We start from the raw sequence: 25,950 nt of genomic DNA on the forward strand, positions 1-25,950 counted from the left end.
TTCAATTTCTCACCTTTGCTAACAATCGGTATAAATAATCGCCATGCCCCTTTGCTAGCAGGGCATCTTGCTCAGCTGAAATCCAATAGAAAGAAAAGATTAAATCCCCTTCGTTTAAGCCTGTTGGATGATGTTGCCATGCATCCCGTGTTTCATCGGATGTTAAATGATAAAAATACCGTTTCTGTAAAACACCTGATGGATGATTAAAATAGTCCTGTGCTATTAGCGCTTGAACGACAAGTGTGGTTAGACCTGTTTCTTCTAGCATTTCACGTTTCACAGCATCTAAAGGTGTTTCCCCTTCCTCAACCGTACCTTTGGGCACCTGGATACCTGCCCCAACTGAATTCTGTTCAAATACGAGTACCTGTAATTGATCCTCATGCGTTCTCGTGATATAGCCAAAAGCTTTTTCAATTACTTGCATGAAAGTGACCCCCTTTGAATGATTGAATGTTACAATAAAGAGAAAAATTGGAATAGCAGGTGAAAAGTGTTGACACTTATTATACGACAGATGCAAGAAAATGACATTACTTTTGTACAAGAAATTGCTAGAATAAGCTGGCATCATACATACGAAGGAATCATTCCACGTGACATTCAAGATCGTTTTTTACAACTAGCTTATAGTCGAGAACGATTAATCGAACGTCTTATCAATAGTCCGTTTCTCGTTGCAATTTTTGATGAATGGCTAGTAGGCTTTGCTAATTTTTCAAATGTAACACAAGGTGAGGCGGAGCTACATGCGATTTATTTACATCCTGATATGCATGGTATGGGCGTGGGTACTGCACTTTTACAGGAAGGACTACGCATGCTCCCAAATCTATCGTCTTTATTTGTTTGTGTAGAGAAAGAAAATAAACTTGGTATGCATTTTTATCAAGCAAAGGGATTTGTAGCAATAGAAGAATTTGATGAACAATTTGATGGCCATCTACTTAAAACAGTTAAATTGGTTAAACAATATGAAAAAGTGTAACGGTTCTTGCAACTACCGTTACACTTTTATTTATGTAAGATTTATCTGCTCCGCTTGGATAACAAGTGCTGTTAAGCCCGTTATACTACCAGATTCATGTGCCTGTCCTTGATGCCATAGTACTCCCTGTCCTGTTTTTATCGTGATTTTTTCACCATCTTCACCACTAATCCATCCCTCTCCATTAATAACGATAAAAAGCTGTGGAATGGGGGCGTCATGCAAACCAACCACACCGCCTTGCTCAATATAGATGAAACCGATCGTCGTAGGTACTTCCGTTTTCGTGATTTTTCTATAAAATGTATCGATGGATTGGTATTGATGAATTGGATTTGCTAAATCTTGTGTAAATTGTATGAGTTGCATTTCGCGAAAATCCCTTCCTATTAGGCTAGTTCTTCTTCAGCAAATGCTAAAAGTGTTCCATCTTCTTTTTTAAAATAAAAAGCAAATGCATCATAGCCATTTCTTTTAATCGTTTCCCAGTTAGTGGTTTCTCCATTTATAAGTTGAACATTTTCTTGTTCATCTACCTCATAGTCGTCTATTTCTCCGTCATAGTCGATGTTATAGAAAAATGATAATACGACTTTTGTTTCGGGTAAATTATATTTTTCTAGAGGACGGTTGTCACGGTGATTCTCTGTATACGCCTCACAAAATAGCGCATTATAACCATGTAGAGTCGCATCAAAGAGCAAAATTTCCTCGGCGGATAAAGGATCTTTAGCAACGATTCTAGCGGTTGAGCCTGTAATATAAGGCATTTCCTCCCCTTCAATCATTAGCAAATCACCGTAATACCAAATTTCAAATTGTTCATTGCCTGCACTAGAATGAAGCTGAAACTGGGATTCAACGTTATCTATAATTTGGACGTTTCCTGCAAATTGCTGTAGATAAATGGGAATAGGATTAATCATAGCTTTCCTCTCCTTTTCTGTTAGAAATTACTTCCTTACAATATAATACATCTTTCTTAGTCATAAAGAAAAACCCAGAATTTTTTCTGGGCTTGATGACACTTACTTTTCTAGCATGATTAAAACTGACGGGCCTTTGCTTCACTTCGCAAGAGACGGTTATGGAGAGTAATCTCCGTTTCACCATTTACTTGCGATTTTGATCGCTTAATCCTTGACCAGTTGCGGTGGATTTTTGAGATTTGGGGTCTAGTTGTTCGAACCTACTCATTTTTCATCCTCCTCATCATTATAGATTTCATAAGTGAAATCTTCTTTATTATGACCAGCTAAGGTGAATTTATACTAATTTCATAAGAAGCTTAGTTACTTCACTTTATTAGTTTTCGCTTAACCAAGTTAACGCATATTGTACATATAATTCGGCTCCAACGCGCAAACCATCTTCATCGATATTAAAATGGCCGTTATGATGTGCCCAGCGTGTATCCTTTTCTGTATTGCCTGAGCCTACTAGAGCAAAACAGCCAGGTACTTCATCTAAGTAAAAGCTAAAGTCTTCTCCACCCATTGTCGGATCATCAATATGATAAGCATCCGCGCCAAAATGTTCAGCTGCAAGGCGCTCGACTAAGCTGGCACTCGCCACATCATTGTTGACGGCTTGTGTACCATATTCATAAACGACCTCTGCTGTGCCACCATAAAGTGAGGCAATCTGGTCAGCATAATGACGAATTTGCGTTTCGATATGTGAACGAACCTCTTTATCAAAACAACGCACAGTCCCTTCTAAAATGGCATCTTCTGCAATTACATTAAAGCGTGTGCCAACCTCCATTTTTCCAATTGTAAGAACGGCAGGTTGAAGTGGATTGACTGTACGTGCCACAACTGTTTGGACATTCAAAGCAAACGTTGAAGCAATCATCACGGCATCAATGGCATCATGTGGGACTGCGGCATGACCGCCCTGCCCTTTAAAGCGCACTTTGAAAATATCAGCAGAGGCAAAGGCAGGACCTTTATTACACTGAATTTTCCCTGTGTCAATTTGTGACCAAATATGAATACCAAAGACGTTATCTACACCTTTCATTGCTCCTTGCTCTACCATCGCTTTTGCGCCTGTAGCTACTTCTTCCGCTGGCTGGAAAATAAAACGAACTGTTCCCTCAATTTCTTCTTGTACCGTATGTAATGTCTTAGCTGCAATCAGCAACATGGCTGTATGCGCATCATGACCACAGGCATGCATCTTACCATCCGTTTTAGAGCGATACGGAATATCTTCTCGTATTTCATAAACTGATAATGCATCCATATCTGCACGTAAGGCAACGGTTTTTCCTTCCTTGCCCCCTTTTAACTCCGCAATAATGCCTGTTGGCTCTGTTCGTCTATACGGAATACCAAGGTTCTCTAAATATGCTGCTACATAATTCGTTGTTTCATATTCTTCCCAAGAAAGCTCTGGCTCACTGTGCAATTTTTGACGAATTGCCACAAGCTCACTATTTAATTCCGCAATAATTTCTTTCATTTTATTCATGCTGACTCTCTCCTTCTTTATAGCCAATTGACAAAAATACCCGCTAAAATCACAGATGTTATCGTTACACTAATGAAACCTCCCACAAGCATCGGTGGTAACATATGACTTAACAGCATTTCTCGTTCTTTTTGATCGGCTGTGGACGATTTCACTACTTCATTCGTTAAAATATAATCTGCTGGGAACCCATAGAGCGCTGTTAAGGATACAGCAAACGCTAAATTCGGGCTGACCTTTAAAACTTTTCCTGCGATGAAAGAGAAAATATACATACCAATGACTGCTAAGACAATAGACACTACTAATGGCACAATAATACGCATCAGCATTTCAGGGGAAGCCTGTTTTAAGCCATCAAATATAAAGAGCATTAACCCCATAATGGCAAAACCGAAGCCATTTGCTTTTTGCAATGGTTGTCTTTCTAAAAAACCAAATGTCGATGCAAGGACACCAAACACTAGGCATAGCACTAACGCATTGACTGTCACAACAGGTGCTAATGCTGTAGATGTACCATACGCTAATAATCCAACAAGCGCTAAACGGAAAAATTTAAAGTATTCTGTATTGTACTTGGTAGGAATTTTCCTAAATAATTTTGGTTGCTCAGATGCCTGTTCAACATCTTCCTCTACCTGTGTTACCGATTGTATATTCCCTTGCTGATGTTCTTTTAATAAACGTTTTGCTTCACGCTTCAATACAATGGACGTGATGGGATATCCTGCAAAACCTTGAATAACATAAATTACAATGGCAAAGACGGCTAAATCCTCTAAGCCAGCTGCAGAAGCGCCTTCTGACATCACTAGCGCTGCCACAACACCACCGACTAATGGTGGAACTGCAACAATCATCGTTTTTAAATCAAATAGCAAGGCACCAATTGTAAATAATATGGCGATGATGCCTACAATACCAGCTAAAGAAATAACGATGGCTTTCCACTGGTTTTTCAATTCCTTAAGGGACAGAAGTGTACCCATATTCGTAATTAATAAATACATTAACATCGTGGCAACGACTGGACCAATCCCGGCAATACTAACAATATCTTTCGGGAAGAATGTCCAATAGCCAATTAAAAATAATACCGCACAGACGAACACAGATGGAATCCACGCCTTCGTTCTTGTTGCTACGATATCTCCGATGTAAAGAATAGCAAGTACTATCGTCAGTGCTAACATTTGCGACATATCAAAGAATTCTCCTAACTTAGTAATTTTTTAATGTCATCTATAATAATACTAATTATTCTTAAAATTCTATTTTTACAGAAAAGGAGAAAAACAGCGCATGAACGAGCATATTCGTGACATTAAAATTACGGTTTTCCAAATATTTAGATTTTAAAGAATTTTCATAAAGCGCTTACAAAAAAATAGAACCATTATAAAATGGTTCTACTTTTTCTTACATGCTATTTTTTGAAACGATTACCTGTGTTCGCATAGATCAATAAAAATATCGTAAGGGCGACAAAAAGTACAAGACCTACATGAAATAACCATTGTGTATGGAAAAATTCGTTTAGTATCCATAAAAGGACACAAAAACAGTAGCCATACATCATTTTTCCCATAAATCTTGCCAGTGCCTTTTCATCATATTGTTCTTTATCTTCCTGTGCCATCGTATGAAAGCCTTCAAGTAGAAAAGCTCCTTTACCTTGCGATAGAACAATGGCGAAGATGAGAAACGGCAGCATGATTATTAAATAGACAAGTACTCCCAAGGTTAATCATCCTACTTTTCATTTTTAATAAATTGCTCAATTGCTGGTAGTAATTCTTCATGCAGTGGCAGCGAAGGGTCTGCATAGGTTGCTAAGTTTTTGGCGCGATCTGCCGGTGCCTTTTTCAATACGTGATTCATACCCGCTAGATAAAGTAATTTTGAGTCTTGTTTGCCTTTCTTCAATGCCTCAGCATCGGCTTCCTTCACTTGTAAATCCGTTGTTCCTTGTACTAGCAATACACGGCTTTTTACTTTTGCAAGCTCATTAGCAGGTTGATATTTTAGCAAGGAAATCAGGAAAGGCTGTACAGATGGACGGAAAAGGGCCTGTAGCTCTGGCGAAATATTTTTCACTTGCTCCCCTTGCTTTAAAGCTGTCAAAATATTCGTGGATTCATTAAAAAGCTTTGGTGCTAATTGACCTTTTAATTGCTCTAAAAGCACTTCATCTAACGATCTACCTGCACCGGCAATGGAGACAAGGGATGCTACGCCTGTCTTTTGAGCCGCGAGCAAACCAATGAGTGAGCCTTCGCTATGACCAATCACATGGACACTTGTGTAGGCTTTATCAGCCATCAATGTTTGGATAATTTGTACAGCATCATCAACGTATTGGTCAAACGTTCCATCCTCTTCCTTTGTTAAGAGCGCTTGATTGTCACCAAGTCCTCGCTTATCATAACGCACCGTCGCAATGCCCTGTTGTGCTAAACCTTCGGCCAACATTTTCAAGCTATTATTTTTTCCAGCCAAAGCGGAATTACCATCTTTATCAGTTGGCCCCGATCCTGCTATTATCAGTGCCACTGGTGATGGTGATGGAGAAGCCTTTTGTACAGCTACCGTTAAGTTACCGTTTTGAACGGGAATTTTTAATGTGTCATAGGTAACAGGTTGCTCTTTATAAGCCTTTAGTATTAAAGGAAATTTCCCACCATTTTGTTGAAATGTAGCCTCTATTTGTTCATTTTTGATTGTGCCATTAATGGCAATAGCAGAGCCGTTTAAATTTATGGACACTTTTACTTTATCACCTATATACGTCACACTTTGAAATGGAAAATTAGATAAGCCCTGTGCTGGCACGGATAATGTACCACTTTCCTTCTTTAAATCGATAATAATCGGTAATGGTCCATTTGGCGTTTCAATAGTTCCTTCCCATTTTCCAATAAACTGTTCATTCATTGCATTTGTCCCCTTTGTTCCTTGATGTTGTGCAGTGACCTCTTTTTGCCCACAGGCAGCTAAAAGTAAAATTGTACAGCAAATCAATAACCATTTTTTCATCTAATCTTCCTTTCTATATGAAAATCACCAATAAAATTGGCAGTAACGTAATCGCTATTAAGATGTAACACCATTTGTTCGCGAAATTTACAGTCCAACCAATCCCGAACTTTTTAGGCACTAATAAGGATGGATCATTTTTATTGCAATAAAAAATACCCCATTTCCAGTATTGATCATCTGTGGCAGCTGTTTCATTTGTATGTACCTCATCAAAACGTTCATTACTTTTACTGAGCTTCCAAATGAACACTAGTAAACCACCAAACGTAACGACATTGAAGACAAGAAAAAGTGGGAAGAAGTAGGGAGCCGTTTGATCTTGTAAAATAACAGTTGTATAGTGTAAAACAACAAATAGAATTGTCATACTAAAATTAATGGCTGCCAGGTACCAGCTTCCGTATTTCCGCTGAGTTAACTCCCGATGAATGGATGCTTCTTTGGCCTGTGCACTTAATTGAATTTTGGCACTTTTCATGCCTTGACTCATCATGAAAAAACTAATTTGTATTGCCAATAATATAAGTGGCATACTGATGACTGAGAGCCGCGATTTTTGAGTCCAACCATCGACCTCTCCTACCCCATTCCAATGTGTTGCGAAAACCTCAGGGATTGACTCATAGTTCATGTACGTAAAAGCGATTAATGCAAGTGTGATGATAATGGGTACACTAAAAAATATAGGTGATAATGTTTCCTCTTTCTGACGGATAGACAAATCTGTCACATATACTGTTTTTATTTGTGCCTCCCACTGCTCCTGCACCTTTAATTTTTTTGTTTTAGCATGATAGCTCATGTAGAGACCTGATGATAAAAGGAGCATGACATACAAAAGGATAAAGGAAATTAAAGATACCTTCTCCTCTTGTATAGGTGAAAGATAGAGAGCGATTTGACCTACTAAGAATAAGCCAGCAACCCCTGCGATGATTTGGCTAAAATGCTTCTTCCACAGCTTTAATTGTGGATGTTTGACATAAGGTTCGGGTATGGAAACACCAAAAACAAGTGTTTTTCTTGTTAAATGTGGTGTCATCATTTCCATAATTCCGACAATGATAAAGATGCCTACAATTATAAGCATACTACCCCTACTTCCATTGTTTTAAAATTCGCTGGAACAAACTTGTCATTTGCTCTTTCTCGAGGCCACGCGCAAAAGCCTCCGCCATGATAGGCTTCAAGGCATTTTCGACTTTTTCAACCTCCGTTTCTTCCAGCTCTCTCTTTTGACCACCAATAATGACCGCTTTTGCTTTCGGCTTCAATTCAATTAAGCCCTTCTCTTCAAGCTCATGATAACTTTTACTGACCGTGCTAACATTGATGCCTAGATCTGTAGCCATCGAACGTACAGACGGTAAAGTATCACCATTTTTCAGCACACCTTGCGCAATGCATTCTATTATTTGATTGGCCAATTGTTTATATAGCTGCAATTCACTGTTTGGATCTAATTGTATTTGCATAATAACCCTCCAATCTGTATTGCTTGTAACCAAACAGAAATCTGTTATGTATAGAGTAATACAGATTTTCTTTAATGTCAAATGAAGGAATTTTTTATGGTGTTGAGTAGAGGTTTTTTCACAATAAGTGCGGGAGCCTTCCCTTAGTAGTGCTTTAAACTTCATTTAGAGCGGGTTCTCCTCCCCTAGGAGCACTTTGAACTCCATTTAGAGCGGATCCCCCTTCCTTAGGAGCGCTTTAATCTTCATTTAGAGCGGGTTCTCCTTCCTAGGAGCGCTTTGAACTTCATTTAGAGCGGATATCTTGAGTACTTAGACCCCAAATAAGAAACAAAAAGGACCCAGAATAATTCTGGATCCATGGACACTTATTGCTTCTATTTGATTTTTAACTGATATGGTTTACACTTCTTCTTAATCTATAGCAAAACAGAATGTTCTGTTTCACCTTTAGGCTTAAGATTTATGAAGCTTCAACCTTCAACAGTTGTGGCGGACTTTCCTGAGATTCTTGGTCTTTGGGTGTTTGACTATTACTACTCATTCTGCATCCTCCCCATCAGATTAGATTAATAAGTGGTTCCTCTCTTATTATGAGCCTTCTTCTATTTTTTATACATGCTTTAGCTTTTCTCTGCAAAGAGTTGTTGGGCTATCGTTAAAGCATTTTGCACTCTTGGAAAACCGATGTAGGGTGCTAATTGTAAAAGTGCCTCGACCACTTCTGTCTGTGTCAAGCCTGCATGTAATCCACGCTGAATATGCGTTTTGGTTTGTGGTGCAGCACCTTGTGTAACTACCGCTGTTATCACGACGAGTGCTCGACTCTTTGCATCCAGCCCAGGCCGTGCATAGACATCACCGTAAGCAAATTCAATAATCATTTTGCGTAAATCGGGTGCTATATCGGCTAATGCATCGGATTCAATCATCCGTGCTGCTTCTTCTTCTGTCACATATTGTTTAATTGTTTCGAGCCCCTTTGTAAAACGTTCATTCATTTCTTCATCCCTCCTACATTTACTTATACAAAAACCCCAATTCCGCGTCTCCAGAATTGGGGATTGTCCTTCACATATGTAAGGTTCTCTTCTTCACGTCACCCTCTGGCTCAGTGAAAAAGGATAAAGGTTTTCATAGTGCCTCACAGGACAGCTTTAATGAATATCTATGCAAAAAGTCACAAGGACATGCACGCAAAAATTAAATGGCTACAAGACAGGCTTTCGCTTTTTCAATTTGGATTTTTACTTGTTCAAAGCCAGTACCACCTAAGGAATGGCGGCGGCGAACAGCAGCTTCTGGCGCTAGTACATCATAAATATCCGCTTCAATTAACGTACTTTCTTGCTGCATTTCTTCCAATGGCAAGTCTAATAAATAAATGCCCTTTTGAATACATGTAAAGACAAGCTTACCAGTCACCTCATGTGCCTCACGGAATGGCATCCCCTTTGTAGCGAGGTAATCTGCTAGCTCCGTTGCATTTGAAAAATCAGCGTGAACAGCCTGATGTAAGCGTTCCGTGTTGACAGTCATTGTACGAACCATACCTTCAAAGATTTTAAGTGAACCAAGAATCGTATGAACAGTGTCAAACATCCCCTCTTTGTCCTCCTGCATATCTTTGTTATATGTTAATGGTGTGCCTTTTAACACCGTTAATAAGCCCATTAGATTCCCATAAACACGCCCTGTTTTACCACGAATAAGCTCTGCCATATCTGGGTTTTTCTTTTGTGGCATAATCGAAGAACCTGTTGAGAAGGCATCATCCAGTTCGATAAATTTAAATTCATCTGTAGACCAGATAATAATTTCCTCAGCAAAGCGTGATAAATGCGCCATAAGTAAGGAGGAATGACTTAAAAATTCCACGATAAAATCACGATCACTTACAGCATCCATGGAGTTTGCGTAAACCTCGCTAAACCCTAATAGCTCTGCTGATTTTAAACGGTCAATCGGGAAAGTTGTCCCTGCCATTGCCCCAGCACCTAAAGGTAAAATATCAATACGTTTTATGGATTCTGTAAAACGTTGTTTATCACGCTCTAGCATCCAAAAATAAGCCATTAAATGGTGTGCAAAGGAGATTGGCTGTGCACGTTGTAGATGCGTATAACCTGGTGCAATCGTTTCAATATGCTCTTGTGCTTTGTCTAATAGTGTTTGTTGGAACGTCACAATTAAATCAATTGCTTCCTGCACACGCTTTTTCAAGAAAAGATGCATATCCGTTGCTACTTGGTCATTTCGGCTACGTCCTGTATGTAGTTTGCCACCGACAGGACCTATTAAATCAATTAACATTTTTTCTAAATTTAAGTGTATATCTTCATTGGCAACGCTAAATTCAAGCTCACCTGCGATTGCCTTATCTTTTAATTGGGCAAGACCACCTAGTATGGCCTCTACATCAGCTGCTGGTAAAATTCCTGTGGCACCAAGCATTGTGACATGTGCAACACTACCTTCAAGGTCCTCTAGCACAAGTTGCTGGTCAAAGCCAATGGATGCGCCAAATTCGTCTACCCATGCTTCTGCTGATTTTTGGAAACGTCCACCCCAAAGTTTTGTCATGTCAGCTCACCTTTTCCTCGATTACTTATCAAAAGGTGTAGTATAAGCACAAATGCCTCACCACACCTTGCTTGTTCAACATTACTTTTTATTCACAGATGAGTTCACTACAGTTGGTAGACCCCATAACTCGATAAAGCCTACAGCGGAAGCATGATTGAATTGATCTTCCTTCGAGTATGTTGCTAGCTTTTCACTGTATAATGAATTTGGTGATTTACGTCCTTCTACAATCGCATGTCCTTTAAATAGTTTCACACGTACTGTACCATTCACATATTGTTGTGTTTGCGCAAGGAATGCTTCCAGAGCATCACGTAATGGTGAGAACCATAGACCGTCGTAAATTAATTCGGATAGTTTTTTCTCGATTACTGGCTTGAAGTGTGCTAATTCTTTTACAAGCGTTAAGTCCTCAAGCTCTTTATGCGCTGTTAACAGCACTTTTGCACCTGGAATTTCATAAACCTCACGAGATTTAATACCAACTAAACGATTTTCAACGTGATCGATACGTCCTACACCATGAGCACCTGCTACTGCATTTAATTCTTGAATTAAATCAGCAAGCTTCATTTCTTTTCCGTTTAATGCTACTGGTTTACCAGCTACAAACTCGATTTCCACATACTCTGCTTCATTCGGTGCATTTTCAACAGAAACAGTTAAGCCATAAGCTTCTTCTGGTGGTGACACCCATGGGTCTTCCATGATGCCAGCTTCATTCGCACGGCCCCATAGGTTTTGGTCGATTGAGAATGGTGAATCCAATGTTGCAGGAATCGGTACATTATGCTTCATTGCATATTCGATTTCCTCATCACGGCTCCAGCCCCACTCACGTACTGGTGCTAATACCTCTAAATCTGGATTTAATGCTTTAATCGATACTTCAAAACGAACTTGGTCATTCCCTTTACCTGTGCAACCATGCGCAACAGCATCTGCGCCTACTTGATTAGCAATCTCTACTAGTTTTTTCGAGATAAGTGGACGGGAAAGTGCTGATACTAATGGATACTTTTGCTCATACCAAGTATGTGCTTGTAAAGAAATTAATGCATACCCTTCAGCAAATTCGTCTTTCGCATCCACCATATAAGATTCAATCGCTCCTACTTGAAGAGCTTTATTTTTTACGAATTCAAGATCTTTCCCTTCGCCAACGTCAAGACATACTGCAATTACGTCCCAACCTTGTTCTTTTAACCATGGAATTGCTACCGAAGTATCAAGTCCACCTGAATAAGCTAATACTACTTTTTTATTTGCCATTAAAAATGCGCCTCCATTGCTCTATCGATATGTATGTTTATACATTCATTTAAAAGTTTATACACGAATAGTATCATGTTATAAAAATAAATACAAGTGTATTTTTATAAATTCATAGACTTTTATTTTTATTGTCAAAAGTAAGTCGTTCCTTGTATAAGGTTGACAAGAAATCCATGGCAATTCACTCGAAAAAACGTTTTTTTACTATATATATAAATGTATACTATATAAATTTAGCAACGGACGAAAAAAAGAATCCATGATACAAACTGGATTCTTTCTAGTTACTTGGCTGATTGTATCTTATACAATACTTTTTTAGGATTAATCAAAATAAGTAGAACGGCCACCGCCGAATATAAAATGGCATTATACATAATTAAATCAATTAGGTTTCCATTAATGGAGCCGATAAAAAAATTAAAGAGCTGATGAATAATAATAGGAATGATTAAATTCTGATTGATCGTATAAAATACTGTCATGATGATGGTTGTAGCTATAATCGTTAACATAAAGAAGAAGCTATATTTGATCAAATCCATTCCCATAAACCCTGTTGTAAGCCATATCGGTAAATGCCACATTCCCCACCAAAAGCCTATGATAATTGAAGCTATTAATGGCGAATACTTCTTTTGCAGCTCCAGCAGTGCAAAGCCCCTCCATCCTAACTCCTCACCCAGTGGTCCTGACAAAAGCGTTTTAACAAAATAAAAACTGAGCATGCCCCATGAAGACAGCGTAAAAATAGAGGTTTCTTCATAATTATTCATGATATGAAACAAAATCATGATAAAGATAGCTGTTTGTATCATCACGATTAAAACAATTACTGAAAGTGACAATTTGTTTTTGAATTTTTGTTTGACAAAGTGTATAAAACGTTGCCCAGGATAGATTCTTGGAAATAGTAACGCAAAGGCAAAGGTGGATGACCAAGCCGATAGACAGCGTACGGTATCAAATAGCCAAGTAGGATAGCCTAATAGCTTGACGGCTCCTACAACACAGAAAAGTGGCCAAAAAATAATATTGGTTAAAATAATAAAGCTTGCTACTGGTTTTTTTAATTTCTTTTTTCTACGCAAGTAGATCCCCCATTTCATCTGAATATCTTCAGCATAAACCTAGGGGTTGCTCACAGGTCAAACCCATTTTGCCTTTATTTTATCGGTACATACATTTCTAAAAAAATACGTTCAAGCCCTTCTTCATAAGTGGTAAGCAATAAGTTGATATAAACAAGCCCTAAAAGCTCATAGCCATTTTCCTTAGCTACTTTTCTTATACTAGCCTCTACTTTATTGTCTGTATTTTTGCCACCTGTTGACCAGCGCCCATCTTCAATAACTGTATAAAGACATTTGGGATGCGCTAAAACTTCACCTTTAATTGGATGATCGCTATTTTCTACTTTCCTGACAACCATAAATTTATTTTCGAGCATTCCGCTATCATCGAATCTAATAACTCTTCTTAAAGAAGTAAGAATTACCGCTTTTTTTATACTGTCTGCATTTTCTTTTAGCGAATCATATTCATCATAGGCTGTATAATGATCTATTACGCCCATTATTTCTAATGGTTTCATTTCCTTTATAGTATACGTGCCTAGATATTGGCTAATTTTTTGACAATCCTCTTTTACAAGCTGGAGCTTTTTTAATTGTAGCTTTTTATAAGCTATTTCCTCTAACATTACTTGTTCTTTTTCTACTAACAATGATTGGATGCCCTCTATACTCTTGCCTTTTCTCAATTCCTGAATCTTTTTGATTTCAAAATCAATTTCTCTATAAAAATTGATTGTTGTGATATCGTATATATCAAAATGATTGTATGTTCTATACCCATTTTCACTATTTTGCTGGGGCTTTACTAACCCCTTTTCTTCATAAAATTTTAAGGTATCTCTAGAAACTCCTAGAAATTTTGCAACTTGACCAATTGTATACATCTATGTCTCCTTTTCAACTCTTTCTTTTTACTACTATAGCTACAATTATATGTAAATATGAAAAAACCGTAGACATGCACGTGAAGCATGTTTACAGTTTCAAATGTTGTTATTTCTTATGGAAAAATGATTTGCCTAGCCATTCAATGGTCGCAGGGGCTAATGCATACAATTTACTCGACAATCCCATAATTCTAGGTAGATTAATCTCACGAACAGGACGATCAATCGTTTTCACTGTCTCTTGAGCTACTTCCTCCGCTGACAATAAAAAGCGCCCTAAGGATTCTCGGTAGCCACTTGTATCATTGGCTTTATCTAAAAATGGTGTATCAATGGGACCAGGATGGATGGCTGTCACTTTTACATTGTACGGAGCTAATTCCATACGCAATCCATTGGTAAAACCGACAATAGCATGTTTCGTCGCAGCATAGACACTCGCTTTTGGTGTGGCCACCTTCCCAGCCTGAGAACCAATGAATATTAAATGGCCCTGTTTGCGCTCTATCATCTTAGAGGCTAATCGTTTGGCAAGATAAATGGGTACGCTAACATTTAATTCGATCATTTGCGCAATATCCTCATCCTGTAAAGCAGGGGCTACAGCAAACTTCCCTACACCTGCTGAAAGAATCGCTACATCAATCGGTGGTAGCTGCGCACAAACATCATCAAGTGTATGTAGATTGGTTAAATCCGCTTGGATCACTTGAGCACCTAAACGCTCTAGCACCTTTAGTGCAACGGCATTGCGACCTGTGGCATAAACGATATGCCCTTGAGCTACTAGTAATTCAGTTATTTTTAAGCCAACCCCACTTGTAGCTCCTGTCACAAAGATTGTTTTGTTAGGATGTTTCATGTATAAACCTACTTCCTTTGAAATAAATAGATACCTGCTTCTGTCTTTGTTGACGTAATATACTCATTGGCCTCTAGGTAATCTAAATGACCAAGTGTTTTAGATAAAGTTAAACCAAGCTGATGCTGGAAGATAGCCGGATACAAGCGTTTTGTTACTTGGACAACTGTTAATTGATCATCGCCTAATAATTCAAAAACTTTCATTGATTGTTGGTGCTGTCGCTCTAATCGTTTATCAATTAACAACGGAATATCCTCTAGCTCTGCTCCATGCCCTGTATGCATCATTTTGACAGGTAATTGACGTAGAATTTCAAGGGATGCATTATATTGTAGTAAAGATTTTGTACGTCCTACAGTACGATCCAATGGTGGCTCTATTAATGGATTGGGCGTTATTTTTTCAAGCAATAAATCTCCACCAATCACATCATGAGTTTTTTCATCCCAAAAAATGAAGTGACTTTGTGCGTGACCTAATGTTTCGATTGCCTTTAATCCTGGATGCCCAGGAACTTCATCTCCATCTTCCAAAATTTGCGTTAATGGTCGTTCCCCTACAAGCTCCAATTCACGACGAACATGGACACTTTTTGCAATATATTCTTGTGGTACCCCATGCTCCAATAAACGTTCACTGTAAAATTGTTCATGATAGCGTAAAAAGTCTTCATCATGACGAAGCCATTTGTCATTATAGGCATGCCCTAAAATTTCTGCATATGGAAAAGCATCGACCCATCCCGCATGATCTGGATGATGATGGGTTAACACAACCTGTTCAATATCTTGCATGTCAAAGCCTGCTGCTCGAATCCCCCATTTTAAAGCATCATAGGCTTCCATTGTTTTTGGGCCAACATCAAAAATGCTAAGTGCATCGCCTTTTACAATAAATGCATTGACATCCCCTACTGCATAGGGTGTTGGTATTTCTATTTTGTATATAGACAAAGTTGTCTCCCCCTTTTCACGCACTTGTGAATACTGATTCATTCTATTTTACAAGTTTTTTCTGTTTTCGTCATCCTCCTGTTGACAGGTTGCCTATTCCTCACTATAATTTTGAATAATCTAATTATTTATGTGCGTTGAAGAAGACGAGTACGTATCTGGTGAAGGTGTTAGAGAGTGTTACATTTGCTGAGAGTAACATCACCCGCTCCCATTACCGAACCTACTTCTGAGCAGTTATGCAAACATAACCGTTTCCCTTGCGATAAGAGGGCTAAGAGTTGTGCCAACAATTGGCAAACAAAGGTGGTACCGCGGAAACGAGAGCGTTTTCGTCCTTCTAGATAAGGACGAGAGCGCTTTTTTATTTTGAACTGGAGGTTTTGTTCATGAAAAAAATATTATTTATCGGTGCAGGCTCAATGGCGGAAGCATTGATGCAAGGCTGGATTAAACAAAAGGTGTTCACACCACAGGAAATTTACGTCACCAATCGCTCAGACAAGGAACGCTTACATTTCTTACATGAAACATATGGTGTCCATTGTGTATTTGATCCTGCGATTTTTCAACAGGCAGATCTGATTATCTTAGCGATGAAGCCAAAAGATGCTATTGCTGCTATGTGTGATTTAAAGCCTAAACTTACAGCGCACACTGCTGTACTATCTATTTTAGCAGGCATTGCGATTGATACGATTACAGAATTTTTAGGGAGTCGCCCAGTAGCAAGGGTGATGCCGAATACTTCCGCTACAATCGGCATGTCAGCAAGTGGCATTGCATTCAATAACGAGGTATCTGCAGACCAGCGTATCCTATTCCTCCAGTTATTAGAGGCTGTTGGCTCCGTTATTGAAGTCGATGAAGATCAGTTACATGCAGTCACAGCCCTTTCAGGTAGCGGCCCTGCCTATATCTATTATTTAATGGAAGCATTTGAACGAGTAGGGACGAAGGTAGGCTTATCGAAAGATACGGTGCGCTTGCTGATGACTCAAACACTTGCGGGGACAGCTGAGATGCTCAAGCAGTCATTAGATGAACCAGATGTCTTACGCAAAAAGGTGACGAGTCCTGGTGGCACGACGGAGGCAGGGATACAGGCATTAGAGCAATATCAATTTAATGAAGCCATCGAAGCTTGCATTAAAGAAGCCGAGGCACGATCTCGTTCACTTGCAAATGGGTAGCATTATGTGCAAAATAGAGTGTATCACTAGGAATTAGGAGGCTTTATTTTGAGTAAATTATTTGAACCCTATACATTGCAATCTATCACCTTAAAAAACCGTGTTGTGATGGCACCTATGTGCATGTACTCAGCACAAGACGATGGCATGGTAACACCCTTTCATTTGGTCCATTATGCAACACGTGCAGCTGGTCAAGTAGGCTTAATCATTTTAGAAGCTACTGGTGTTGTGCCAGAAGGTCGTATCTCAAATAAGGATTTAGGGATTTGGGATGATGCACATATTGAAGGATTAAGTCAATTAGTTGAGGGGATGAAAGCGTACGGCGCTAAAACAGGCATCCAGCTTGCACATGCTGGTCGCAAAGCAACAGTAGATGGCGAAATTTTTGCTCCATCAGCTATTGCCTTTAGTTCAGACTATAAAACGCCAACAGAAATGACAGAAGAGGACATTCACTATGTCATCGAGGCATTTAAACAAGCAGCTATTCGTGCCGCAAAGGCTGGCTTTGATGTACTAGAAATTCATGGCGCACATGGCTATTTAATTAGCGAGTTTTTATCACCTGCTACGAATAAACGTCAAGATCAATATGGGGGCTCACAGGAAAATCGATATCGCATTCTACGTCAAGTCATCGATGCTGTTCGCAGTGTATGGGATGGTCCTTTATTGGTACGTGTCTCTGCGGAAGATTATGCGGAAGATGGTACAACAATGGATGACTTTATTGTTTTTAGCCGCTGGATGAAATCTCAGGGTGTTGATTTAGTTGATGTGTCAACAGGGGGCGTTGTACCAGCAGCCATCAATGTTTTTCCAGGCTATCAGGTACCACATGCAGAAGCAATTAAGCATGGGGCCGATATTCCTACTGGTGCAGTTGGTCTTATTACCACAGCCATTCAAGCCGAAGAGATACTCCAAAATAATCGTGCAGATTTAATATTCTTAGCGCGTGTTTTATTACGAGACCCTTACTGGGCACTACATGCAGCTAAAGAGCTAGGAGAAGACGTGCAGCCTCCCGTACAATACGTCCGTGGTTGGTAATTACATTTCCATCAAAAAACAGCTTGTGCTCCAGCAAGCTGTTTTTTCATTAGAAAAGTGGATTTTGTTTTAATTCTTCATCAATAGCCTGTACCAATGTCTCCGCGTCATCTGCTGTCACGACTTCTCCATTTACTATTGCAAAAATACCTTGCTCACAGATTTCACAATGGGATGTACAACCAGACTCCTCTATCTCAATATCATCCCGTTCCACTAATACATCATACGCATCTGCCGCACCAAGTGCTAAATTAGTGATACAAAACTCCACTCTATTTTTTAGCTGCTGTGGTTCCTTCTTTTTTTTAAAAAGAGAAAATACCATGTTTATTGACCCCCCTACTCTCTAAAAATAATCATACCACAATTCCATAAACTTCATGAAAACTGTAGCGTTAAGCAAAATGATTATCATAAAATACTATTAATCTTTCAGCTCAATCAACATAAGTTTTTCTTATGAAATTAATGTACAACCATTAAACGAAGATGACTGCCTTAAAAAAGGTAGTTACAAACTTATCTTGCAAAACCTTCAAGTACAATTTTGCAGTCAACTAAAATAGCTATTTATGTTGTTCAATCAAATCATCAGTCTGATCCATACATCGTGTAAACAAAACTCCCACACAAATGTAGTGCTTTTATAAAGTAAATATTAAAAACAACCAAGCCTCTTATGTATGACCTGGTTGTTTTATCTCTTATTTAACGTATTGTGTCTTTTTAATAACCGATTTTAACGCCACCCCTACTACACATATAAATCCAATAAATAACAATAAAAATCCTATTGGAATAAGAAAGAATGGTTCTTCTAATGTACCATCAGGTGCTACATTACTCCCTTTCACCATAAAGATTAAAAAACTAAGTACGCCTAATATGATTGGCATTAATGCAAAAATATATTTTTTCATAACTTTTTCTTCTCTCCTAAATATTTTTATGTTTAATTCCTACACGGCAGCTTTCTACAACTCGCTGTAACAATCATAAATCCAAAATATATTCTAAGTCAATCATTTTTTATTGATAATCAATAAATTTTTATTCTAATTCAACCAATCTCAAAATTGACATTTTGAAATTCTAACTATAAAATGACCATAATCTCAAGTGATAATATGGAAGGGTGATTTGTATGAACTATGAAGATTTAATGCAATGGAAAGGTTATTTGTTTTTAGATAATATAGTAGAGCCAGGGACAAACTCTTTGAGAGTTTCTATTTCTAGAGCTTCCGTCAGCGCCGAAAGCGAGGATATAAGTTTTGAGGAATATACTATAAATGATGTCTAACCTATTGAAATTGATAAGACATTACCGGTCATACATATAGAATTCGATTCATATGTAGCCTATACTGTTTTTGACGAATCATTTCATTTTGTCAATCAAGAAGATGATTTCTTGGGTAACTCAGTACGTCTTTTTACAAAATCAACTTATTTAGATTTTATAAGTAAAGGAACTATAGCTCTCGATATCTATTCCTACAAGGAGCTATTCCATTATCAGATTGTTTGTTTAGACCATATTATTGATATTGTCTCATTCGATAAACCCACTATTATAAGCGAATAAGTATTTTTTAAAACAGTCAATGAAATTTTGTTGTCTGTTTTCTTTATTTCTATTAAAGCATCTCGTAAAAGGTAGCTCCCGTAAGTTCAATTATTTTTTAATAGAAACTTTAAAATATTTTTTGTAAACTCTTCGTATGAAGTATTCTTTCCACGCTGGTTATACCACTTTCGTATTGTTTCTACTAACCAAAACGGCACAGAATTTCCATCAATTAAATGATAGTATTGCTCATATCCTTTTTTTAAATGCTCCCATCGATGATCATTACCCTGTAGTGTGTACTCAGAGACATCAATTATTTTTGCCCTTCCATTCTGTAGCAAAATATTTTTCAAATGAATATCACGAGGGTTAAGGCCCTTCTTCCGAACATATTCTCTTGCATCCTCTACTTCATTTATAACCTGTTTTGGAATGTGAATACCTTGTAGAATGCAATCAAAAAGCGTTTTTCCTTCTTCGTAACTTAAAACAAGGTATTCGTCATGTGAAGCAAAGCATGTTGAAAAGAAAGGTGAATCTCCAAGTATTTGATACACATTTGCTTCAACTTTTACTTTGTGCACTTTGTCTTTGGCATATAGTTTAAATGCATACGCTGGGGCGGAAAGAGCTTGAAAAACAGCCGCATCTGTCCCAACACCTATACATTTCAAATCATCAGCTTCACCACTTATGGTAACCGGCTCGTTATTTGGATTTGAATAAACGTTTATTTTAGAAAGAGAACCTATAGCTTTATCCCAATCGTTTTCCATTTCCATCTCTCCCATCATTTGCATTGAAGTATACTACACTATATAATTACTTTAGTAGGGATTCTATATCGCCCCTAACAATATTCAAATCTCAAGTTTCCTACACGTACTCTTTAATTTTAAAACGTTGGGAACTACTAGAAGTTTCTATATCCATTTCTCCATATGAAAGTATACGGCTTTGTTAGCTACAGAAGAACCAGTTCTATCCTCTATTTACCCTTAACCACCTTTATTAAAAACTCAAAGTGATTTGGGTTTTATTTTTATCATGATTGTCACGAACTTATAGCTAGCCTTGACACAAAAAGAAACGCTGTGTCAGACTACTTCACAGCGTTTCTTCTATTAATCTTTAAAAATCATATTCAGCATCTTTTTTGGCTCGAATAACTGCAAAAGCCTCTGTAACCATCACGGTATCCTCCGCTAACCGTTCTAAACGAAAAAGGACATCATCATTGACAATTTCTTTACGTAAAAAATCCTTTTCTTCTATAAATACATAGGTCGGTACGATGTGCGCTTTCATATAAGCAAGGATCGGCTTTAGTTGCTGTTCCACCATTAAATAATGCTTGGATGTACCTGCTGTAACAATAACACTGACGACTTTATCGCGGAAGGCATTGACAGGTAAAAGGTCAAAGATGTTTTTTAATGTAGCTGGTATAGATGCTTGGAATGTTGGCGTCCCAATAACGATTGCATCTGCAGCCATAATGGTTTCCGTCACATATTTTGTATCGCCTTCATAGTCAAAGTAATTACGTCCATCACTAAAAACTAGCTGATAGTCAGCAAGATCTAGTAATGTTACTTCATGCTGTGGGTATTTTTCTTGTAACATCTCGACCATTTTTTGCGTAGCTGTTCTTGTTTTTGAGCCGACAATAGAACCCGCAAGTGCGACAATTTTCATAATGAGCCACTCCTTATTTTGCTGTGTGTTTTTTTATCGCTGGAATTATATCATTACCAATGATTTCAATATTTTTCATCAATTTTTCGAATGGTACGCCACCAAAATCGATTTGTGCCATAAAGCGTTGCATGCCATATAGTTCGTATTGATAAAGTAGTTTTTCAATAATTTGCTCTTTACTGCCCACCATTAAAGCATCACGTGTATCAGGCGCTTGTGCAAATTGTTGCTTTGGATAGCCCCCACCACGAATAGCTTGGAAACCACCGTTTAAATGTGGATACATGCCCTGCAATGCCTCTTTTGTTGTGTCTGCTACATAAAACAAGCTTGTTGTGGCAATAGGTAATTCATTTGGGTCAAAGCCTTTGCGCTCTGCCGCTTCGCGATAGGCATCCACTGATGGTTTAAAGTTGATAGCAGGTCCACCTAATGTTGTAAGCATCATCGGAATGCCCATATAACCTGCTTTAATGGCGCTGGCAGGTGGTCCACCCACCGCACGCCATATTGGCAACGAGCCGTTTTTTGGCTGCGGTAAAATTTGTGCATGGTGGAGAGGTGCTCTAAATTGCCCTTCCCAAGTCACAAGCTCATCGTCATTGATTTTCATAAGAAGCTCTAATTTTTCCTCAAAGATTTCTTCATAATCTTGTAAATCAACACCTAATAAGTGATAGGCACCTACACGTGAACCACGTCCTGCTACAATTTCTGCACGACCATCTGATAATAAATCAATTGTGGCAAAATCCTCATATACTCGTACAGGGTCTGAAACACTTAATACGGTTGCGGAGCTAGACAATTTAATGGTCGAAGTTGCTTGTGCGATAGCACCTAACACGACCGTATGTGCCTGTGTTGTAAAATAAGACTGATGACTTTCACCTATGCCAAATACATCAATTCCAGCTTGCTCTGCTAATTGACTTGCCTCGACTAGCTCTTTTAGTCGTTGTTGAGCAGAAATACGCTCGCCCGTTAGCGGATTAGGGATATGATCACCTAAAGAGTACAGTCCGAATTCGAGTCCTTGTGCTTGATCAATACGATATTTTTCCATCATGTGTTATCTCTCCTTATTCTAGCGGTTCTAAAATAGCTTCAATTTCTGAACGTCTCTCTTCTAAAAATGGCGGGAGGTCTAACTCTTTGCCAAGTTCTTCGACTGCTGAATCTACCGTAAACCCTGGCCCATCTGTCGCCATTTCAAATAAAATACCGTTACGATCTCTAAAATATAGACTTTGGAAATAATAACGATCAACCACACCAGTACTATCCAATCCAAGCTCCTTAATTTTGGTATCCCATTGCTGTAATTCTTCAACGGTTGCAACACGTAACGCAAGATGGTGAATACTGCCTTTACCAGGTTTCTCGCTTGGTCCTTCTAATTCTTTGACAACAATCTCGCCAAGCACTTCCCCTTCTATCGATTGTAGGACCGTTTCTTTGTCCTTTTCTGCAATAACTGTATAGTGAAATAAATCTTGTAATAAATTGACCGTTCTTGATAAATATCGCACAGTGATTTCAATAGTTCCCATGCCTAAAATACGATGTTCCTGCGGTATATCATTTCCATCCCATGGTTGCCATTGAGCAGGGGTTTCTTGTCCTTGGTGGTTTAACAATACCATCCGTAAACCTTCATGATCTTCAAAAAATAAAGCCTCTTTGCCTGCATAAGTAGTGATTTCGCTATGTTCTACCTCTAGCTGCTGAAAGCGTTCTTTCCAATATAGTAGGCTTTCGGAGCTAGGTACAAGTAAGCCAATGCGCGTAATAGCATTCGTCCCTCGCACTGTACGTCCTGCAACAGGCATTTCAAAAAATGTTAATTCTGTACCTGCTGCTCCTGTTAAGTCTCCATAAAATAAGTGATACATGGAAGGTGAGTCTTGATTCACCGTTTTTTTCACACGTCGTAACCCTAAAATAGTTGTGTAGAAATGATTATTCTGTTTACCATTTTTCGTTAGCATTGATATATGATGGTGTCCGCTTAATTTGTTCATCATAATTGTTCCTCCTCATTATTTTCACTTGACTAAGCAAGTGATTTTACAAAAAAAATTACACGGGTGGCAATTTTTTTTCTCGACTATGTTTTTCAAGCTTTGTCATCGCAATATATAAAGATTTAATTTCTTCAGCTGTTAATACTTCTTCAAAAAACGAAGACTGGAAGTGAAGTTGACTAGGTGTTGCTGCATCAATCATTTGCTCCCCTTTTGATGTCAATGAGATGGTTTTCGTCTTCCAATTTTGTTTACGCTCGATTAGTCCCTCTTTTTCTAGTCGGGCAAGCATGCGAGACATGCCACCTTGTGTTACAGTTACTTTTTCTGCTAATTGAGACTGTGTAATCGGGGCATATGTTTTAATCTGGATTAACACATCAAATTGTGCTGTCGTTAAGTCGAAACGTTTTAAAAATTCATTCGATAACTGATTACTTTGCGTTGTAAAGCGCATCATCCGAATCCACGTTAAGGTGCCTAGTGTATGATTTCTCATGACTTCACCCTCCCTTCAGTTATCACTTTACCACGCAAGTGATACTTCCGCAAGAAAAATATCTCGAATTCAAGATATTTTTTTAACATAGGGAGACCCCCTATATGATGCCAGGTGTTGTAACAGGATATAAATTGCCCTTAAGAGCAAAAGAAATTCTACCCGTTTCTTCTGATACAACCATTACAAGTGCATCACTTTGCTCACTCAATCCCAGCGCTGCACGATGTCTTGTTCCTAACTTCTTTTCCCCTGTATACCGCTCTGACAATGGCAGTACATTGGCAGCTGACTCAATTTGATTTTGATGGACAAGTACCGCTCCATCGTGAAGGGGATTACCAGGGAAGAAAATAGATTCTAATAAAGAATGGGTTAAATCTGCACCAATATGAATACCAGGCTGAATTAAATTCTCTAAAGCATCCTGTCTTTGAATAACAATTAAACCACCATGCCTTCTCAAAGACATATTTTGCACACTGTGTGATAGCTCTGGATACTTTTCAGTAAACGGGGAAAGATAACAATTTAAATAGAACGTTGCAGCTTTCATTTCAATTGTCATAAACTTCTCTTTAATTTTTTCAAAATTACCGAGGAGACAATTTGCATCTGTATCCATTTCCTGCACACTCTGCTGTAAGGACATGATCACTTCGAGAAGCTCATCTTTTAAAGTTTCTTTCATTGGTGAAAAATCACAATTTGTTGGATCCACAAAAAGCACCTCTTTTCTAAAATCGTGAAGCCTCTTCTCCCCTTAGTTTCTCTATTTAGGCTATTTTTATGCGTATTAGAAATAGAGGTTAATGAGTACTTGGCCCTTTCCTTACATATAGAGACAATAGTAGTCCAATGCTACTTAAAATCGTTGTGGCAATAAAAGCAGTTCGAATACCATTTAGCATCGCATCAGCTTCTCCCAACTCATGTTGTAAAGTAGTCACAGTACTCATGATGGTTACAAGTAATGCCGTCACTAATGCACCCCCAACCATACGCAATGTGCTAGTCATTGCTGTTGCATGGGCCATTAAATATGTAGGTAACGCATTCATGCCAGCCGTTGTTAGGGGCATCATAATCATTGAAATCCCAAAGGAAATCATCGTAAACACCCCTGCCAGTAGCAAAAGGTTCGTATTCATTGATATCACTGTAAGCAGACTTGTTCCAATAAAAATACATGTGAATCCTACTAGTGCTAAGCCCTTTCCTCCAACTTTATCGAAAATCTTCCCTGTCACTGGAGACATAAAGCCCATCACTAGAGCACCAATTAATAAAACTAATCCTGTTTCAAGTGCAGAAAGTTGACGCACGTTTTGAATATAAAAGGTTAATAGTATTTGTGTACCAATCATAATGGCATAGACCAAACTTGATAAGAAGGTTGTGATAGAGAACATAGTAGATTGAAAGACACGAAATTCAAGCATGGGTTTGGGTAATCGTAGCTGTCGCCTAATAAATAAAGCTAACATCGTCCCACCCATCCCTAATGTGACACCAACCTGCATTGACTGGAAGCCTGCTGTTCCTGCAATACTAAAACCATATAACAAACCTCCCCACCCTAATGAAGAGAACACGATTGAAAGAGCATCTAGCTTTCCCTCTTTTGTAGTCGTTACATTTTTCATAAAAATCGTCGCTACTGTTAACACAATGACCGAAACAGGTAGGACAGTAAAAAATAAATGTCGCCATGTAAGGTGTTCTAAAATCCAGCCAGATAAAGTTGGGCCAACTGCTGGCGCAAAACCTGTTACAAGACCCGCTAGCCCCATAATCGAACCCCGTTTTTCTTTTGGATACATCGTTAATAAAATCGTTTGCATTAACGGCATAATCACCCCTGCTCCAGCTGCTTGAATAATTCTTGCGAGAAGCAAAATTGTAAAAGTTGGTGCAAAGGCACCTAAAAATGTACCGATACTAAATAACGTGAGGGCAACGATTAGCAGCAATCGATTTGAAAAACGACCGATTAGAAATGCTGTAATGGGGATGAGAATTCCATTCGTCAATAAATAAACCGTCGTGAGCCATTGTGCTAAGTTAGCATGAATCTTAAAATCTTCCATAATGGGCGGCATAGCTATGAGTAATAAAGTCTGGTTGAGAATGGACACAAATGCTGCAGATAGTAAAATTGCTACTATAACATTTCTTTTTTCCTTCATGTTTGAATCCCCTTTAATTTGTTAGTTAGTTATAACTAACATTTTATTTAAAAAATATATGAAAGCTTTGTGGGTAGA

At 38.4% G+C, this 25,950-nt stretch carries 30 protein-coding genes; 4 read left to right on the forward strand and 26 right to left on the reverse strand.

The window, feature by feature from the left end:
- Position 1: 1 nt before the first annotated feature.
- A complete protein-coding gene (locus LBYS11_RS13635) occupies positions 2–430 on the reverse strand; it encodes an NUDIX hydrolase (protein WP_004231389.1) in 429 nt (142 codons plus the stop codon).
- A 69-nt stretch (positions 431–499) separates the two neighbouring features.
- Here LBYS11_RS13635 and LBYS11_RS13640 point away from each other — a divergent pair, with 69 nt between their 5' ends.
- Positions 500–991: a GNAT family N-acetyltransferase gene (locus tag LBYS11_RS13640; protein ID WP_199768261.1), complete on the forward strand. Its 492-nt coding sequence runs from the start codon at positions 500–502 to the stop codon at positions 989–991.
- 30 nt (positions 992–1,021) lie between these two features.
- Here LBYS11_RS13640 and LBYS11_RS13645 read toward each other — a convergent pair whose 3' ends face one another.
- The 16 genes from LBYS11_RS13645 to LBYS11_RS13720 form a co-directional block, all read right to left on the reverse strand.
- Entirely contained in the window at positions 1,022–1,360 is a 339-nt protein-coding gene (locus LBYS11_RS13645; RefSeq protein ID WP_103118368.1) for a cupin domain-containing protein, read from the reverse strand.
- 20 nt (positions 1,361–1,380) lie between these two features.
- Positions 1,381–1,917 (reverse strand): hypothetical protein, encoded by a 537-nt coding sequence (locus tag LBYS11_RS13650; protein WP_103118369.1) that lies wholly within the window; start codon positions 1,915–1,917, stop codon positions 1,381–1,383.
- 119 nt (positions 1,918–2,036) lie between these two features.
- Complete coding sequence (locus LBYS11_RS24140; RefSeq protein ID WP_369823989.1) at positions 2,037–2,159, reverse strand: YpzG family protein; 123 nt, start codon at positions 2,157–2,159, stop codon at positions 2,037–2,039.
- Between the two features lie 137 nt (positions 2,160–2,296).
- Positions 2,297–3,469, reverse strand: a complete 1,173-nt coding sequence (locus LBYS11_RS13660) for an amidohydrolase (protein WP_048392375.1) — start codon at positions 3,467–3,469, stop codon at positions 2,297–2,299.
- Between the two features lie 17 nt (positions 3,470–3,486).
- Entirely contained in the window at positions 3,487–4,674 is a 1,188-nt protein-coding gene (locus tag LBYS11_RS13665) for a membrane protein (RefSeq protein WP_048392374.1), read from the reverse strand.
- A 224-nt stretch (positions 4,675–4,898) separates the two neighbouring features.
- Positions 4,899–5,213 (reverse strand): DUF3784 domain-containing protein, encoded by a 315-nt coding sequence (locus LBYS11_RS13670; protein WP_054549218.1) that lies wholly within the window; start codon positions 5,211–5,213, stop codon positions 4,899–4,901.
- Between the two features lie 11 nt (positions 5,214–5,224).
- Positions 5,225–6,508, reverse strand: a complete 1,284-nt coding sequence (locus LBYS11_RS13675) for an alpha/beta hydrolase (RefSeq protein ID WP_103118370.1) — start codon at positions 6,506–6,508, stop codon at positions 5,225–5,227.
- 13 nt (positions 6,509–6,521) lie between these two features.
- Positions 6,522–7,601: a DUF1648 domain-containing protein gene (locus tag LBYS11_RS13680; RefSeq protein WP_103118371.1), complete on the reverse strand. Its 1,080-nt coding sequence runs from the start codon at positions 7,599–7,601 to the stop codon at positions 6,522–6,524.
- Between the two features lie 7 nt (positions 7,602–7,608).
- Positions 7,609–7,986, reverse strand: coding sequence for a GntR family transcriptional regulator (locus LBYS11_RS13685; protein ID WP_103118372.1), 378 nt, complete (start codon positions 7,984–7,986; stop codon positions 7,609–7,611).
- A 623-nt stretch (positions 7,987–8,609) separates the two neighbouring features.
- Positions 8,610–8,987: a carboxymuconolactone decarboxylase family protein gene (locus LBYS11_RS13690; protein ID WP_048392371.1), complete on the reverse strand. Its 378-nt coding sequence runs from the start codon at positions 8,985–8,987 to the stop codon at positions 8,610–8,612.
- A gap of 202 nt (positions 8,988–9,189) precedes the next feature.
- The gene (gene argH / locus LBYS11_RS13695; protein ID WP_009370279.1) at positions 9,190–10,569 is read right to left on the reverse strand and encodes an argininosuccinate lyase; all 1,380 of its coding nucleotides are present in this window, start codon (positions 10,567–10,569) and stop codon (positions 9,190–9,192) included.
- Positions 10,570–10,650: 81 nt separating this feature from the next.
- On the reverse strand, positions 10,651–11,844 hold the full coding sequence (locus LBYS11_RS13700) for an argininosuccinate synthase (RefSeq protein WP_004231366.1): 1,194 nt from the start codon (positions 11,842–11,844) through the stop codon (positions 10,651–10,653).
- 287 nt (positions 11,845–12,131) lie between these two features.
- On the reverse strand, positions 12,132–12,938 hold the full coding sequence (locus tag LBYS11_RS13705) for a CPBP family intramembrane glutamic endopeptidase (protein ID WP_004231364.1): 807 nt from the start codon (positions 12,936–12,938) through the stop codon (positions 12,132–12,134).
- A 74-nt stretch (positions 12,939–13,012) separates the two neighbouring features.
- Positions 13,013–13,807 (reverse strand): MerR family transcriptional regulator, encoded by a 795-nt coding sequence (locus tag LBYS11_RS13710; protein WP_004231362.1) that lies wholly within the window; start codon positions 13,805–13,807, stop codon positions 13,013–13,015.
- Between the two features lie 109 nt (positions 13,808–13,916).
- Positions 13,917–14,672 carry an SDR family NAD(P)-dependent oxidoreductase gene (locus LBYS11_RS13715; RefSeq protein ID WP_048392368.1) on the reverse strand — a complete coding sequence of 252 codons (756 nt, stop codon included), beginning with the start codon at positions 14,670–14,672 and terminating at the stop codon, positions 13,917–13,919.
- A gap of 8 nt (positions 14,673–14,680) precedes the next feature.
- Positions 14,681–15,670 (reverse strand): MBL fold metallo-hydrolase, encoded by a 990-nt coding sequence (locus LBYS11_RS13720; RefSeq protein WP_199768262.1) that lies wholly within the window; start codon positions 15,668–15,670, stop codon positions 14,681–14,683.
- A gap of 347 nt (positions 15,671–16,017) precedes the next feature.
- Between LBYS11_RS13720 and proC the strand changes: the two genes are divergently transcribed.
- Both proC and namA read left to right on the forward strand, forming a co-directional pair.
- Positions 16,018–16,821 carry a pyrroline-5-carboxylate reductase gene (gene proC, locus LBYS11_RS13725; RefSeq protein ID WP_004231357.1) on the forward strand — a complete coding sequence of 268 codons (804 nt, stop codon included), beginning with the start codon at positions 16,018–16,020 and terminating at the stop codon, positions 16,819–16,821.
- A 48-nt stretch (positions 16,822–16,869) separates the two neighbouring features.
- Positions 16,870–17,880: an NADPH dehydrogenase NamA gene (namA, locus tag LBYS11_RS13730; protein WP_103118373.1), complete on the forward strand. Its 1,011-nt coding sequence runs from the start codon at positions 16,870–16,872 to the stop codon at positions 17,878–17,880.
- Between the two features lie 49 nt (positions 17,881–17,929).
- On the opposite strand, the gene LBYS11_RS13735 is transcribed toward namA, so the two are convergent.
- Together LBYS11_RS13735 and LBYS11_RS13740 are read right to left on the reverse strand one after the other, a co-directional pair.
- Positions 17,930–18,208: a YuzB family protein gene (locus tag LBYS11_RS13735; RefSeq protein ID WP_103118374.1), complete on the reverse strand. Its 279-nt coding sequence runs from the start codon at positions 18,206–18,208 to the stop codon at positions 17,930–17,932.
- Positions 18,209–18,587: 379 nt separating this feature from the next.
- A complete protein-coding gene (locus LBYS11_RS13740; RefSeq protein ID WP_103118375.1) occupies positions 18,588–18,803 on the reverse strand; it encodes a DUF3955 domain-containing protein in 216 nt (71 codons plus the stop codon).
- Positions 18,804–19,027: 224 nt separating this feature from the next.
- On the opposite strand from LBYS11_RS13740, the gene LBYS11_RS23700 reads away from it, so the two are divergent.
- Positions 19,028–19,186 (forward strand): hypothetical protein, encoded by a 159-nt coding sequence (locus LBYS11_RS23700; protein ID WP_233732031.1) that lies wholly within the window; start codon positions 19,028–19,030, stop codon positions 19,184–19,186.
- Positions 19,187–19,557: 371 nt separating this feature from the next.
- Here the strand turns inward: LBYS11_RS23700 and LBYS11_RS13750 are convergent, their stop codons facing one another.
- The 7 genes from LBYS11_RS13750 to LBYS11_RS13780 all read right to left on the reverse strand — a co-directional run bounded on the left by LBYS11_RS13750 (position 19,558) and on the right by LBYS11_RS13780 (position 25,872).
- Entirely contained in the window at positions 19,558–20,232 is a 675-nt protein-coding gene (locus LBYS11_RS13750; protein ID WP_103118376.1) for a serine/threonine protein kinase, read from the reverse strand.
- A 355-nt stretch (positions 20,233–20,587) separates the two neighbouring features.
- Positions 20,588–21,154, reverse strand: coding sequence for an NADPH-dependent FMN reductase (locus LBYS11_RS13755; protein WP_103118377.1), 567 nt, complete (start codon positions 21,152–21,154; stop codon positions 20,588–20,590).
- 13 nt (positions 21,155–21,167) lie between these two features.
- A complete protein-coding gene (locus LBYS11_RS13760) occupies positions 21,168–22,223 on the reverse strand; it encodes an LLM class flavin-dependent oxidoreductase (protein WP_103119092.1) in 1,056 nt (351 codons plus the stop codon).
- A gap of 16 nt (positions 22,224–22,239) precedes the next feature.
- Positions 22,240–23,181 carry a ring-cleaving dioxygenase gene (locus tag LBYS11_RS13765; protein WP_103119093.1) on the reverse strand — a complete coding sequence of 314 codons (942 nt, stop codon included), beginning with the start codon at positions 23,179–23,181 and terminating at the stop codon, positions 22,240–22,242.
- Positions 23,182–23,239: 58 nt separating this feature from the next.
- The gene (locus LBYS11_RS13770) at positions 23,240–23,683 is read right to left on the reverse strand and encodes a MarR family winged helix-turn-helix transcriptional regulator (protein ID WP_004231341.1); all 444 of its coding nucleotides are present in this window, start codon (positions 23,681–23,683) and stop codon (positions 23,240–23,242) included.
- Between the two features lie 100 nt (positions 23,684–23,783).
- Positions 23,784–24,404: a sporulation-specific diadenylate cyclase CdaS gene (gene cdaS, locus LBYS11_RS13775; protein WP_054549207.1), complete on the reverse strand. Its 621-nt coding sequence runs from the start codon at positions 24,402–24,404 to the stop codon at positions 23,784–23,786.
- Between the two features lie 88 nt (positions 24,405–24,492).
- Positions 24,493–25,872 (reverse strand): MDR family MFS transporter, encoded by a 1,380-nt coding sequence (locus LBYS11_RS13780; RefSeq protein ID WP_103118378.1) that lies wholly within the window; start codon positions 25,870–25,872, stop codon positions 24,493–24,495.
- Positions 25,873–25,950 lie beyond the last annotated feature (78 nt).

The organism is Lysinibacillus sp. YS11, from assembly GCF_002896375.1.
GTDB lineage: Bacteria > Bacillota > Bacilli > Bacillales_A > Planococcaceae > Lysinibacillus > Lysinibacillus capsici.